The organism is Mycobacterium heidelbergense (assembly GCF_010730745.1).
GTDB lineage: Bacteria > Actinomycetota > Actinomycetes > Mycobacteriales > Mycobacteriaceae > Mycobacterium > Mycobacterium heidelbergense.
This window is the reverse complement of sequence record NZ_AP022615.1, coordinates 4,599,666-4,613,060: the sequence shown is the minus strand read 5'-3', so window position 1 is coordinate 4,613,060 and position 13,395 is coordinate 4,599,666. Positions and strand designations below refer to the sequence as shown.

Here is a 13,395-nt window from a genome sequence, read left to right as displayed (position 1 = left end):
TCGGCGGATGCGCTGTCGTGGACACCATGGTTCCGTCACACGGTGGCTACGTCCTGGTGGCGACTCTGCCTCGCGGTCGGATGTTGTGATCTCTTGTGTCACTTTGGTTTCAGTGGTCACATTGCGGTGATTCTTGTCAGTGGTGCTTCGTAGAGTTTGAGGCATGGGTTCGAGCACGCGCGAGGAGGTCGTCGAGGTTTTCAACAGCCTCGACGCCGACGTGGACCGCTTGTGTGAGCTGTCCTTTGACGTGTTCACCACCCCGGAACGATTACGCGCCTTGGAACGCCTCGAACGCCTCACCCGCCGGCTGCGAGTGCCGGGCCATCAGTTGATCAATCAACTCGACGCCCAAGCCGGTGACGAGGAGTTAGGTGGCACGCTGCGTTCGGCGCTGGCCGACCGGCTACACATCACCAGGGCCGAGGCCGGTCGGCGCATCGGGGAGGCCAAAGATTTGGGGGAGCGTCGCGCCCTAACCGGAGAGCCCTTGGCGCCGCAACTGGGCGCCACCGCGACCGCCCAACGCCAGGGACTCATCGGCCAGGGCCACATCACGGTGATCCGCAGCTTCTTCGCCCATCTGCCCGCCGAGGTCGACCTGTTCACTCGGGAGGCCGCCGAGGCCGATCTGGCCGACAAAGCCAGCACCTATCGCCCTGATGAGTTGGCCACATACGCCCGGCGGGTCATGGACTGGCTACATCCCGACGGGGAATTCAACGACGCCGAACGCGCCCGCAAACGCGCCCTCACGGTCGGTAAGCAGGAATTCGACGGGATGTCACGGCTGAGCGGCTATCTGACCCCCGAGGCCCGAGCCACCATGGAGGCGGTGTTGGCCAAGCTGGCCGCCCCCGGCGCGTGCAACCCCGAGGATGACACCCCCGTCATCGATGCGACACCCGGGGAGGAGGCGGTGCGCCGCGACACCCGCTCCCAAGCTCAGCGCAACCATGACGGTCTGTTGGCCGGGCTGCGCGCCCTGCTGGCCTCCGGCAAGCTGGGCCAACACAACGGGCTGCCCGTGTCGATCGTCGTCACCACCACGCTCAAGGACCTGCAAGCCGCCGCGGGCAAGGCCCACACCGGGGGCGGCTCGCTGCTACCCCTCAGTGATGTGATCCGCATGGCCAGCCACGCGCATCACTACCTGGCCCTTTTCGACAACGCCAAACCACTAGCGCTGTATCACACCAAACGATTCGCCTCCCCCGCCCAGCGCATCATGCTCTACGCCAAAGACAGAGGATGCACCAAGCCAGGCTGTACCGCACCGGCCTACCACAGCCAAGTCCACCACGTGCGCGGCTGGCAGAACACCCGGCGCACCCACATCAACGACCTCGCCCTGGCCTGCGGCCCCGATAACCGCCTCGCCGAAGAGGGCTGGACCACCCGCACCAACGCCCACGGCGACACCGAATGGATCCCCCCACCCCACCTCGACCACGGACAACCACGAACCAACCCCTTCCACCACCCCGAACGATTCCACCACCACAACGACGAAGACCCATAGGGGCGCGTCCCGGGAAGGGTGTAAAAGGTGTCAGTTGGCGGCCGCCCATCACGCCCGCATTCTGCTCAGACCCTCTGCGGTGCCGTTGCCGGGCCGCTCTTCGTCACGGCCTGCGCCGCGATCAAAGATCAGCCCCATCTCCGCGGCAAAAGCGGTATCTTCCAGCGCATTTCGATCACAGCCGGACTCGGATGGCTGAGCTCTTTGTCGCTTCGCGGCCTATCTCACAGTGGTGCGGGCCGATGCGCGAGTGCGACAATCCCCGTCGTGACCCTCACCGATCGGGCGGTTGAGGCGGTCCGCTGATGCGTTCCGGGCCCCTCCTGTACCGCCCGCGCCGACCGTTGGCCGACCATGTCGAATTCTTCGGGCATTGGCTCAGCCGCGGAGCCAACTACCGAAGCCGGGCGCTGCCGCGCGGCGCGGTGACGGTCGTCTTCGATGTGGGGCATCGACAGCAGTTGGACTTCTACACCGCCGACGGCACCACCAGGGTGAGCGTTCCGCCGGCGTTCGTCATCGGATCTCAAGCCGCGTCCTACGTCTCGGACATCCCGGCCGACGAACCCGTCATGGCGATTCACTTCCGGCCCGGTGGCGCCTTCCCCCTTCTCGGAATGCCGTTGGGAGACTTGGCCGGTGCCCACATCGGCGTCGACAAGGTCTGGGGCCGCGGGGGCCAGGAACTGCATGAACGGTTGATCGCCGCGCCGTCCGCCGCGGCCCGCTTCCGGCTGCTCGAGGAATTCCTGCTGTCGCGGGTGCGGACGTCGGTGCATCGACACCCCGGTGTCGCTGCCGCGCTGGCCGCGGTCGAAGCCAACCCGTCCATCCGGATGGCCGAAGTCCGCCAGCTGGCGGGGCTATCCACCAAGCGGCTTATCGGGCTGTTTCGCGCCGAGGTCGGCCTGTCGCCAAAGGAATACGCGCGGGTCCGGCGGTTGCAGGCGGCGCTGCGGCAACTCGGCGCGGGCATCGCCGCCGGTGCCCACATCGCCGCCGACAGCGGCTATTTCGACCAGTCGCATTTCGTGCGCGAATTCCGGTCCTTCACCGGGATGACGCCGACACAGTATCGGCGACAGCGCATCCTCTTGCCCGGCCACGTGCCGATCGCACGGCACAAATATCCAAGACCGCCGGCGGCAATGAGCGCATGATCGGGGCATGGACAACGCTGGAGAAGCGATAGCGGCCACCGGGTTGCTCGTGGCGGCGATGCGCGCCGAGGAATCCGCCCGCGAGGATGCACTCTTCACCGACCCCTTCGCCGAACGGCTCGCCGGCGAAGCGGGCCGGCGGCTGCTCGCCGAAGCCACGTCAGACACCGCGCAGTCGTCGGGTCAGATCGTCATCCGGACGCGGTTCTGGGACGAAGCCTTGCTGCGGGCCCGGGCCGACGGCGCCGCGCAGGTAGTGATCCTCGCCGCGGGCATGGACGCCCGCGCCTATCGCCTGCCATGGCCGGCGGGCACCACCGTGTACGAAGTCGACCAGCCGCAAGTGATCGCCACCAAAGACGAACTGCTGGCCGGCGAGCAACCTCGATGCCGGCGCGTCGCGGTGGGCGTCGACCTGGCCGATGACTGGCCGAAAACACTGTTGTCGCACGGATTCTCGCCGACTTCACGGAGCGTTTGGCTGATCGAGGGGCTGCTGCAGTACCTTCAGGCATCCGACGTCGACGCCCTGTTCGCGCGAATCGACACCCTCTCGGCCCCGGGCTCTCAGCTGCTCTATGACATCGTCGGCGCGACGCTGATGGAAGCGCCGTTTCTGCAGCCCACACTGGAATTCATGCGCCAGCTGGGTGCACCCTGGACGTTCAGCACCGACGCACCGGCCGCCCTCGTGGAGGAGCGCGGCTGGACGGCCACCGTCACCGATGTGGCCGAACCGGGAACAAGGTGGAATCGCTGGGAGCATCCGGTCGTCCCGCTGGAGGTGCCGGGCGTGCCGCGCGGCTACTTCGTGGAGGCGGCGAAGACCTGACGCAGGAGATGAATCACCTGGCGGGTTTCCTGCCCGACCTCTACGCGTCCTTCGGCGACGAGGAGCAGGTCCTCAGCGCCGCTCGGTGAACGCGGGTGCGACAAATCGTTGCACCAGTTGCCGTTCGGCACGCTCGTCGTCGACGGGCCAATACATCAGCGACAGCACCACACGAACCACCCAGTGCGCGGCCAGCGGGTCGTCGCCGGCGAGCCCGGCTAGATCGTTGGCAAAGTCGGCCAGTGCGGGCGATCCGGTGAGCCAGGCAACCTCGTCGGCGCCACGGGCGGAGCTGATCATCAGCCGGCCGAGCGGATCGGATCGGATTAGTTTGAGTGCCAACGTTATTGCGGTGACCACTCGTTCCGGCCCGGTGAGCTTCTCGACGGCCGAACGCACCCCGTCGACGATGGCGGCCGCGGCGCGGGTAAGGATGGCGTCCCGGATCTCGGCTTTGCCGCCCGCGTAGCGGTAGACGGTCGCGCGTGAGCAGTGCACCCGGCCGGCGAGCCGATCGATGTCGAATGCGTCCAGCCCGTCGTGCGCGATGAGGTCGGTGGCCGCCGCGTAGATGCGTTCGACGGCGAGCGCGCGGCGATCGCCCCCGACAAGCCAATCGCCACGAGGCACCGGTCACCCGTCCCTGGGTCCGAGAAGCAAAGCGAGTTATTTCTCAACGCTGAGATAAACACAGCCGCTCGTCTCATCGTAGCCGCAGATCCGGGCACCGTGGTGAGACGGCCGGGGGAGTGGCCTCCACCGGCGCGTTGTCAACTTTCGCGACGCCGTTGACGTGCGGATATCCGCCGATCAGGCTGACAAGCGTGACGGTCCTCGACGACGCCGCGGACTTCTTTGGCGCCGACTCGCTGCAAGATCCGTACCCGCTCTACGAGCGCATGCGGGCCGCCGGGCCGGTACACCGAATCGGCGGCTCCGAGTTCTATGCCGTGTGCGGTTGGGACGCGGTCAACGAGGCCATCGGCCGTCCGGAGGACTTCTCGTCGAACCTGACCGCGACCATGACGTACACGGCCGAGGGCGCCGTGGAACCCTTCGCGATGGACCCGCTCGGCGGACCGACCCACGTGCTGGCCACCGCCGACGACCCGGCCCATGCGGTGCACCGCAAGCTGGTGGTGCCGCAGTTGGCGGCCAGGCGCATCCGCGACCTGGAGCAGTTCGTGACCGACACCGCGGACCGGCTGTGGACCGAAGGCCTGCGCGACGGCCGCATCGAATGGATGGGCGCCATGGCAAACCGGCTGCCCATGATGGTCGTGGCCGCGCTGATCGGCTTGCCCGATGCGGATGTCGCCCGGCTGGTGAAATGGGGATACGCGGCCACCCAGCTGCTCGAAGGGCTGGTCGATCGCGAGCAGCTCGCCGCGTCGGGTGTCGCCGTCCTGGAGCTCAGCGGCTACATCGACGAGCAATTGGACCGGGCCGCGGCCCATCCGCGGGACAATCTGCTCGGCGCGCTTTCCACCGCCTGCGCGGCGGGCGAGGTGGACCACGTCACCGCCCAGGTGATGATGGTGACGTTGTTCGCGGCGGGCGGCGAATCCACGGCGTCGTTGCTGGGCAGCGCCGCCTGGATGCTGGCCAAACGCCCCGACATCCAGCGGCAGGCGCGCGAAAACCCAGAGCTGCTCACGGCCTTCATCGAGGAGACCCTGCGCTACGAGCCGCCGTTCCGCGGCCACTACCGGCATGTGCGGACCCACACCGCACTGGCCGGCGTCGACCTGCCCGCCGATTCGCATCTACTGCTCTTGTGGGGGGCCGCCAACCGGGACCCGGCCCACTTCGAAACGCCCGGCGAGTTCCGCCTCGATCGCGCGGAAGCCAAGAGCCACATCAGCTTTGGCAGGGGAGCGCACTTCTGCGTCGGCGCCGCGCTGGCGCGCCTCGAGGCGCGGATCGTCTTGCGGCTGCTGCTCGAACGGACGTCGGAGATCACAGCAGCCGACGTCGGCAGGTGGCTGCCGAGCATCCTGGTGCGCCGCCTCGAGCGCGTGGAGCTAGCCGTCACCTGACCTGGACCCGGTCGGTAGGCGACGAAAGTGGTTGCCGCGCCGGGTATCGCGGGCATCGACGCGGTGGGGCTAAGCGGGCTGAGTCGGCGCGTGGACCGGACCCACCACAACGAACGCCTCGACCGCCGTGGCCTGCTCGAAACCCTCGACTTCCACGCGCCACTCGTAGATTCCCGGCTCCAACGGTATTCCGCCGGGGATGTTGAGGGTGAGCGGCATGCGAACCGCTGTGCCATGGATCGCGCCGGGGGGGCGCCCGGCCTCCGCCGACAATTCGAAGGAGATCCGCTGAGCCCCATGCGGTCCCATCACCACCACCGGGTCGCCATCGGTGGACAGCAATTGGCACGTCAGCTTGTGCTGCTTGTTGGTCTCATCCCAGTCGATGTCCAGGAAGAGCACCAAAGCGAAGGCGGGCGTGGGTGTTTGACACTGCCGCCACCCCAGCCCCAGGGCATGGACCTTTCCGGATTGTGCGTCGGCCTGCGCCGCGTCCGCGAGGAAGAGGCTGATCTTCATGCGTCGGCCGAAGCCACGATCGCTCTTTCGGTCCTCACCGCGAGATCCTGCCCTACCATCGCTGCCGCCTCACGAGATCCACATGATCCTTCTCCCACCCATGTCGGCTGGATCATACGCTCCGGCAAAATCGGCGACGCCGGCGTGTCCGCGGGCCCCTCGGCCCGAGGTCGGTTCGAGCGGCAAACCTGCGCTATGCGCCGCTGGGCTTCGGCGCCGGCCCTTGATCCTCGGTTTGGGTCAGTTTTTCGGGGCAGTACGCCGAGGCCGCGATCGCCGCGAACTTGGCGGCGCCCGGGCCCTGGAAGCCGGGGTTGCGGTCCTGCAGGTTCTTGACGATTTCCTCGCCCGTCATCCCGCCGTCGGCCAGGCTGCACACCTGTTTGCCGGCGTTGATCGCGCGGTCGGCGTTCATGTACGTCAGCCCGGCTTGGTTGAGCGCGGTGAGGAAGGCTTGATCTTTGGCGTCGGGGTTGGCGTAGGCGGGGGCGGCCGTACCGATCAGCACGGCGGCGCTTGCCAGCAACAGTACGAGTCTCATAGTTCTGTGATTTTCGCAAAGCGGCGATGACGGTGCATCCGTTGTGGCCAACGGGACTTTAACGGAAGCTGGCCTCCCGATGAAATCCGAATCGCCCCGCACACCGATGGTCGCTACGCTGCACCGATCACTCCGCGGGCGGCAGCTGCCGCGGTCCCTCCCGCCCCGTCAACCCGGGCGTGCGGCCTCGCTCCGCCGACCCCGGCGGCAGGCCCCCGGCGTGCTGGCCCAGGCGCAACTGAGGCGAAATCGCTGCGACGCGAGCGGATCAGCGGCCGTTCCCGCGGGGGACGTGAGACGGTATAAGCCTATGCAAAATCACGATTATGTCACCTACGAAGAGTTCGGCCGCAGATTCTTCGAGGTCGCCGTCACCCCCGAGCGTGTCGCCGCCGCATTCGCCGACATCGCGGGCAGCGAGTTCGCCATGGAACCGATCGCTCAGGGTCCCGCCGGGATTGCCAAGGTCAGTGCCAACGTCAAGATCCGGGAACCCCAGGTAACCCGGCGCCTCGGTGACACCATCACGTTCGTCATCCACATCCCGCTGTCGATCGACCTGCTCCTGGATCTCAGGCTCGACAAGCAGCGGTTCGTGGTCTCCGGAGACATCGCGTTGCGCGCCACCGCGCGGGCCGCCGAGCCGCTTCTCCTGATCGTCGACGTCGCAAAGCCGCGGCCCTCCGACATCACCGTCAATGTGTCGTCCAAATCCTTTCGCGGGGAGGTGCTGCGCATCCTGGCGGGCGTCGACGGCGAGATCCGTCGATTCATCGCTGCCTACGTCGCCGACGAAATCGACACGCCGCAGTCGCAGGCCGCCCAGGTCATCGACGTGGCCCGGCAGCTCGAGCAGGCCTGGCCCTAACGGCCGGGCGGAACCCAACTCGCACAGCGGGTTTCGTTCCGCTCTCTAGAGCGTTTGGTGCCGACCGAAGTACTTGTGATCTTCGCTGTAGCCGCCGTAACCGCTACCGATGTCGGAGTAGTCGGCGACGAACTCGATCCCTTTGATCCACTTCACGAGTTTGAACCCATGCTGCAACTCGTTGCGTAGCCGCAGCGGCTTGCCGTGCATGTAGGGGAGCGGCTGGTCGTTCATGTTGTAGGCCAGCATCGTCATGTGGTGGTCCATCTGGCCGATGTGGTGGGCGTTGTAGTAGATGCCACCGGTGGCGCCGAGGCCCATCGAATAGAACACCACCCACTTCGCCTCGGGCAGCGGCTTGACGATGTCCATGATGGTGTTCATCTGCACGCCGCCCCACTTGGCCACGCCGGACCACGCTTGGATGCAGAAATGCTGGCTGATCTGCTCGTGATAGGGCAGCGCCCGCAAGTCCTCGAGCGAGAACTCCGTCGGGCGCTCGACGAGGCCGTAGACCTTCAGCCGCCAATCGCGAAAGTCGTTGCGCTCCAACTCTTTGTACTCGACGGTCTCCGGCAGGCGGCCGTTGCGCCAGTGGTGCGGCGAGATGTCCTCTTCGGTGAAGGCGCCGGGCTTGGGGTCCAGCTGTTCCAGCATCCGCTGGAACGGGCCGACGAGCGCATACCCGACCCGCTGAACCACCCGGGGATGGCGAACGGTGAACGGGGTGGCCCAAACCCACGCGACGGCCGTCAGCGCCATCGCCGCGGCGAAAATCCAGAAACCCACCCAGCTGTTGTCATCGCGGGAGGCGAACATGTGGTTGAGGTTTCGCAGCGCGTTGGTCGTGAGAACCATCGTCACGTGGACGAGGATGAAGAACAAAAAGTACACCAGCACCAGGAAATGCAGCGACCGTGCGTGCTGGATGCTCAGCCGCTTGCTGAGCCAGTGGACGCGCTGCGACAACGCGGGCGACATCCCGAGGCCGGTGATCAACGCGGCCGGGGCGGCGACGAAGACGGTGGTGAAGTACGACAGCAGCTGCAGGCCGTTGTAGGCGACCCACCCGTTGTCGGTCGGCCAGTCCAGCGAAAGGTATTGAACCGCCACCGATGCGGCGTTGGGGAAGACGTCCCAGCTGGTCGGCACGATGTGACGCCACTGTCCGGTGGCGAACAGGAGCACGTAGAAGACCGCCCCGTTGACGAGCCACAACACGTCGACGCCGAGATGCCACCACCGGGCCAGCCCGATCGAGTGCCGGAACCCGGGAAGTCCGAATTGCGGTGGCAGAGCGACGGTGTCGGCGTTGGCGGTCCACAGCTCGTCGTCCGGCACCGGCGGGCCGACCCGCAGCCACTCGTCCTTGCCGGGCGTGGCGTTGCGGCTGAAGTAGAGCCGGGGGTGGTCACAGAGGATCTGGATCCCCGTCCTGATGATGAACATCATCATGAACAGGTTGAAGAAGTGGGTCCACCCGATCCATGCGGGTAGGCCCGGGGTGACGCCGGCGTGGGCGTCGGTGCCGGGATAGCGGTGGATGAATGACTGCACCGCCGGCATGCCGTGCAAGCCTTTGCCGATCGCCACCCCGGTGACCAGCAGGGCAAAACCGATCGGAATCAGCCACAGCAGGTTGAACCACCGGTCGCGCCCGACGCGCAGCTTGGGGGCGGTCGCCCGCCTGGTGAGGTCGAAGCCGCCACCGTAGGTCTCCACGTCGATGGTGTCTTCGGCCGTGTGTATCTCGTTGCGATAGTCCGGGACGGATTCCAGCGGCGTGCCCACTGCCAGCGTCGATACGTTGCCGTCCCGTGCTGGCCGCCCTCCGGCGGAACCGGCGCGCGGGTCCGGACGTCCGGTGTTCGTCACGCGCCCGAAAATACATGAACGGGCTTGGAGAAATTGGACTCGATCGGGAAGAAATGCGCGGTTCGGAGCCCCGGCGGACGCCGCCGGGGGCGGCGATGGCCGCCGACGGGCAAAATCCGCCCCGGCCGGGCGGACGATAGCCGCACCTGCTTAACAAACGACCAATTCCCGCCGCAAACTCGGTTCCTTAATGGTCACTGTGAGTTTGGGCATAACCTTCTGAAAGGGCGCGCCGAAGCCGCCCAAGCCACGCCTAGGCCGGGTCGCGCGGCAGCAATCGGCGCGTCGGGCGGGTCTCGATGGCGTTGATCGTCAGGGCCCGACGGCTGATCCGCCAGCCCTCGCCGGTCAGGCGGTACTCGTCGTCGTAGCGCAGGTGCCAGACCACGTCGACCACCTCGTCCCCGCGCCGGCTCCAGTGGTGCGCGACGCACGCGATGCGCCCGCTGGCGGTGCCGGGCCGGGTGGCCCCGTCATAGACCTCCCCGATGATCGCGTGTTCGGTGCGGGCGACCGCGGCGACGGCGGCGACCGCGACGGCGATGGCGTCCCGGCCGCGGTGGGTGTGGATCGGTTCCAGCGCGGCCGGCGGTTCCGGCACCGCCAGCTCCGCCGACTCCGTGAAAAGCTCCGCGACGGAGCCGAATTCACGGTCGTCCACGCCCGCCGCGTACCGGTGCACCAGGTCGCTGAGGGCCGCCCGGTCGTCGGCCGACAGATTTATCGCGGCGGGCTTCACGGGGCCAGGGAGAGGCGTTGCGCGCACGCCGACAAGACGTCTTTGGCCTCCTCGATGTCGGCGGTGGGCGGCATCGACAGCACGATGCGGTCGGCGCCCTGATCGATGAGGCCGCCCGCGCGGTCGGCGTCGATCTTGGTGACCATGTGGCCCAGCGACACTTCCAGACCCGCCGGGTCGCGGCCCGCCGCCGACGCCTCCTCGCGCATCAGCGCGATCAGCGACGCGAGTTGCGGACCGGTCACGCCGAGCGGCTGGAAGCCGTCCCCGAAGCGTCCGGCCCGGCGGGCGGCCGCCCGGCTGTGCCCACCAATGTGAATCGGAAGTCGTTCGCCCGCAACAGGTTTCGGGTAACACATGACGTCGTCGAAGTCGAAGAACTCGCCGTGATGGGAGGCGCCTTGCGGCCGGTCGGCCCACAGCGCCCGCAGGATGGCCAGCTGCTCGTCGGCGCGCCGGCCGCGGCTGTCGAACTCCGCGCCGCACGCTTCCAGCTCCTCTTTGAGCCACCCCACGCCCACGCACAGCCGCAGCCGTCCGCCCGAGAGCGCATCGACGGTCGCCGCCCGTTTGGCGAGCACCACGGGATGGTGGTTGGGCAGCACCAGCACCCCGGTGGCCAGCCCGAGCCGGCTGGTGTGGCCGGCCAGAAAGGCCAACAGGTCGAGCGGGTCGGGGATCGGGCAGTCGGCCGCCAGCCCCACCCGTCCGGAACTGTCGTAGGGATACACGCTGTCGTACCGGGTGGCCAGGACGGTGTGCTCGACGACGACGATCGATTCGAACCCGCACCGCTCCAGGTGGCCCGCGAAGCTCACCATCCATTCGGGATCCGCGGTGACACCGTCGGCGACCGGGGCGAGAACCCCTATTTTCAGGGAAGCCTTCATCGCACCGAAGCTAACAGGTGGCGCTCAGCGGCGACCGCCATCGGGCTACGCCGGGGGCGCGATCGCCACGCGCACGGCCTCGACCAGCGTGGTGGCCCGGCGATCGGTGAACAGGTCCTCGAGCAGCACCGGGCGGCCGTCGGGCCCGGTCAGCGGAACCCGCCAGTTGGGGTACTCGTCGGTGGTGCCCGGCTGATTCTGGGTCCGGCGGTCACCGACCGCGTCGGGCAGCGCCACGCCCAACAGTCGCGACGGCGTCCGGGCCAGGTAGCGGTATAGGGCGAGGACGACGTGTTCCGGGTCGTCTTCCCCCTCGCCGAGCAACCCGACCCTGCGCAGCTCGGCCATCCAGGCCTCGAGCTCGGCCCGGTCGGCCGCCAGCTCGTCGTCGACCGGCCGCGTCAGCAATCCCAGGGAATCCCGCAGCCGCACGTGGTCGCCGGCCAGATAGCCGGCGGTCGGCGGCAGGTCGTGGGTGGTGACCGACGACAGGCAATACTCCCGCCAGCGCTCGGCTTGCAGTGGCCCGCCGTTTCCCTCGCGATCCAGCTCGAACCAGAGGATCGAGGTGCCCAGCACGCCGCGCAATAAGAGGTAGTCGCGCACCCACGGTTCGACGGTGCCGAGATCCTCGCCGACGACGAGCGCCCCGGCCCGGTGCGCTTCCAGCGCGACGATCCCGATCATCGCCTCGTGGTCGTAGCGCACGTAGGTGCCCTGGGTGGGGGGCGCGCCCCGCGGGATCCACCACAGCCGGAACAGACCGATGATGTGGTCGATGCGGACACCGCCGGCATGCCGCAACACGGCCCGGATCAGCGCGCGAAAGGGCCGATACTCCCGCTCGTCCAGCCGGTCCGGACGCCACGGCGGCTGCGACCAGTCCTGGCCCAGCTGATTGAACTCGTCCGGCGGCGCCCCCGCGGTCACGCCCGGCGCCATCGCGTCCTGCATGGCCCAGGCGTCGGCGCCGTCGGGGTGCACGCCGACGGCCAGGTCCGCCATGATGCCCAACGCCATCCCGGCCCGCGTCGCCTGCGACTGCGCCGCGGCGAGTTGGTCGTCGAGCTGCCACTGCAGCCAGCGGTGGAAATCGATGGCATCCGGATTCCGTTCGGCGAAACCGGCGACGCCGGCGGCGTCGGGATGCCGCAGCGACTCCGGCCAGCGATGCCAGTCATCGCCGTATTCTTCGGCCAGCGCGCACCAGGTGGCGAAGTCGTCGAGTGGGGTTCCCTCACGGTCGCGAAACGCGGCGTAGGCCAGCTCGCGGCCCGCCGATCGCGGCACCTCGTGCAGCAGCTTGAGCGCCGCGCGCTTGGCCGCCCATGCGCCGTCGCGGTCGATGGCGTCGAGCTTGCCGGCTCGCCGCTGGACCTCCGACCGCAGCCGCCGCACCCGGCCCCGCTTGGTCAGGTCGGCGATCTCGGGGATCGCCTCGACCCGCAGATAGATCGGGTTGACGAAGCGCCGCGAGGTCGGCAGGTACGGCGACGGCTCCATTGGGCTGGCCGGACCGGGGGGCGCCGCCGCGTGCAGGGGATTGACCAGCAGGTAGTCGGCGCCGTGCCGGAACGCCGACCATACCGCCAGGTCGGCCAGGTCGGTGAGGTCGCCGATGCCCCACGACTGCCGGGACCGCACGCTGTACAGCTGGGCGGCCAGGCCCCAGGCGCGGCGGGCTCCGAGCCGCTCGGGCAGCCCGAGCCAGTCCGGCGTCACGATCAGCGCGGTGCTCGTCTCGGCGTCGCCGGATCGCAGGTGCACGCGGTGGTAGCCCAGCGGCAGGTCCGCGGGCAACACGAAGCTGGCCTCGCCGACCCAGCGGCCGTCCAGGTCGAAGGGCGGCGTGAAGTTGTCAACCTGCTGCACCTCGCCGCGCACGGTGCCGTCCTCGAGCTGCAGCCAAACCTGCGCGGGGTCTCCGTGCGTGACGTGCACCCAGAACCGGATCTGCTCGCCGGTGCGCCCGACGATGGTCGCCGGCATGCGGCGCTCCCAATACGACCGCCGGTGCGCCGTCAGGGCGGCGTTGCGCTCCCGTTCGGTGCCGGCCGCGACGCCGAGCGCGGCGAGCACGGCCACCAGCGTGGCCTCCGGCACGAGCACCCGCCGGCCGGTCCAGTCCTGGTACTCGGTCGCGATGCCGAAGCGCCGGGCCAGTTCGACCAGCGAGGGCGCGAGCTCAGTCATGCCGCTCATCTTGCACGACCGGCCCGCCGGGCCAAGGCGCCAAAACGTTTAACAGGACGAGTTGGCCATCCCCGGCTAACATGCCGAGGGAAGGCGTGAAAAATCCAGCGGGGGATCAGTGGGGAAAAGTAGAATTGCCAGCTCAGCGGCGCGTTGGCACCGTTCGCCGGGGCGGCGACCCGAGGACCGGACGCGTCCGCATGGCGAAATGTAAATA

The 13,395-nt window shown here is 68.2% G+C and carries 12 protein-coding genes; 5 read left to right on the top strand and 7 right to left on the bottom strand.

The annotated features are described in order from the left end of the window. Nucleotides 1-163: 163 nt before the first annotated feature. The 3 genes from G6N25_RS21570 to G6N25_RS21560 all read left to right on the top strand — a co-directional run bounded on the left by G6N25_RS21570 (nucleotide 164) and on the right by G6N25_RS21560 (nucleotide 3,514). Nucleotides 164-1,522: an HNH endonuclease signature motif containing protein gene (locus G6N25_RS21570; RefSeq protein ID WP_163672526.1), complete on the top strand. Its 1,359-nt coding sequence runs from the start codon at nucleotides 164-166 to the stop codon at nucleotides 1,520-1,522. 305 nt (nucleotides 1,523-1,827) lie between these two features. Then, nucleotides 1,828-2,682: a helix-turn-helix domain-containing protein gene (locus G6N25_RS21565; RefSeq protein WP_083077255.1), complete on the top strand. Its 855-nt coding sequence runs from the start codon at nucleotides 1,828-1,830 to the stop codon at nucleotides 2,680-2,682. A gap of 7 nt (nucleotides 2,683-2,689) precedes the next feature. Next, nucleotides 2,690-3,514 (top strand): SAM-dependent methyltransferase, encoded by an 825-nt coding sequence (locus G6N25_RS21560; protein ID WP_083077254.1) that lies wholly within the window; start codon nucleotides 2,690-2,692, stop codon nucleotides 3,512-3,514. 72 nt (nucleotides 3,515-3,586) lie between these two features. On the opposite strand, the gene G6N25_RS21555 is transcribed toward G6N25_RS21560, so the two are convergent. Continuing rightward, nucleotides 3,587-4,144 carry a TetR/AcrR family transcriptional regulator gene (locus G6N25_RS21555; protein WP_083077252.1) on the bottom strand — a complete coding sequence of 186 codons (558 nt, stop codon included), beginning with the start codon at nucleotides 4,142-4,144 and terminating at the stop codon, nucleotides 3,587-3,589. Between the two features lie 194 nt (nucleotides 4,145-4,338). Here G6N25_RS21555 and G6N25_RS21550 point away from each other — a divergent pair, with 194 nt between their 5' ends. Then, entirely contained in the window at nucleotides 4,339-5,553 is a 1,215-nt protein-coding gene (locus G6N25_RS21550; protein WP_083077251.1) for a cytochrome P450, read from the top strand. Nucleotides 5,554-5,622: 69 nt separating this feature from the next. Here G6N25_RS21550 and G6N25_RS21545 read toward each other — a convergent pair whose 3' ends face one another. Then, the gene (locus G6N25_RS21545; protein ID WP_083077249.1) at nucleotides 5,623-6,072 is read right to left on the bottom strand and encodes a DUF6941 family protein; all 450 of its coding nucleotides are present in this window, start codon (nucleotides 6,070-6,072) and stop codon (nucleotides 5,623-5,625) included. Nucleotides 6,073-6,265: 193 nt separating this feature from the next. After that, the gene (locus G6N25_RS21540; protein WP_083077248.1) at nucleotides 6,266-6,613 is read right to left on the bottom strand and encodes a DUF732 domain-containing protein; all 348 of its coding nucleotides are present in this window, start codon (nucleotides 6,611-6,613) and stop codon (nucleotides 6,266-6,268) included. A 310-nt stretch (nucleotides 6,614-6,923) separates the two neighbouring features. Between G6N25_RS21540 and G6N25_RS21535 the strand changes: the two genes are divergently transcribed. After that, nucleotides 6,924-7,481 (top strand): hypothetical protein, encoded by a 558-nt coding sequence (locus tag G6N25_RS21535; RefSeq protein WP_083077246.1) that lies wholly within the window; start codon nucleotides 6,924-6,926, stop codon nucleotides 7,479-7,481. 45 nt (nucleotides 7,482-7,526) lie between these two features. On the opposite strand, the gene G6N25_RS21530 is transcribed toward G6N25_RS21535, so the two are convergent. From G6N25_RS21530 to malQ, 4 genes are all read right to left on the bottom strand, one after another. After that, entirely contained in the window at nucleotides 7,527-9,272 is a 1,746-nt protein-coding gene (locus G6N25_RS21530) for a molybdopterin-dependent oxidoreductase (RefSeq protein ID WP_083077244.1), read from the bottom strand. 337 nt (nucleotides 9,273-9,609) lie between these two features. Then, nucleotides 9,610-10,080 carry a nuclear transport factor 2 family protein gene (locus G6N25_RS21525; protein ID WP_083077261.1) on the bottom strand — a complete coding sequence of 157 codons (471 nt, stop codon included), beginning with the start codon at nucleotides 10,078-10,080 and terminating at the stop codon, nucleotides 9,610-9,612. 11 nt (nucleotides 10,081-10,091) lie between these two features. Further along, entirely contained in the window at nucleotides 10,092-10,973 is an 882-nt protein-coding gene (locus tag G6N25_RS21520; protein WP_083077259.1) for an LLM class F420-dependent oxidoreductase, read from the bottom strand. Nucleotides 10,974-11,030: 57 nt separating this feature from the next. Continuing rightward, nucleotides 11,031-13,178, bottom strand: a complete 2,148-nt coding sequence (malQ, locus tag G6N25_RS21515; protein ID WP_083077258.1) for a 4-alpha-glucanotransferase — start codon at nucleotides 13,176-13,178, stop codon at nucleotides 11,031-11,033. Between the last annotated feature and the right edge of the window lie 217 nt (nucleotides 13,179-13,395).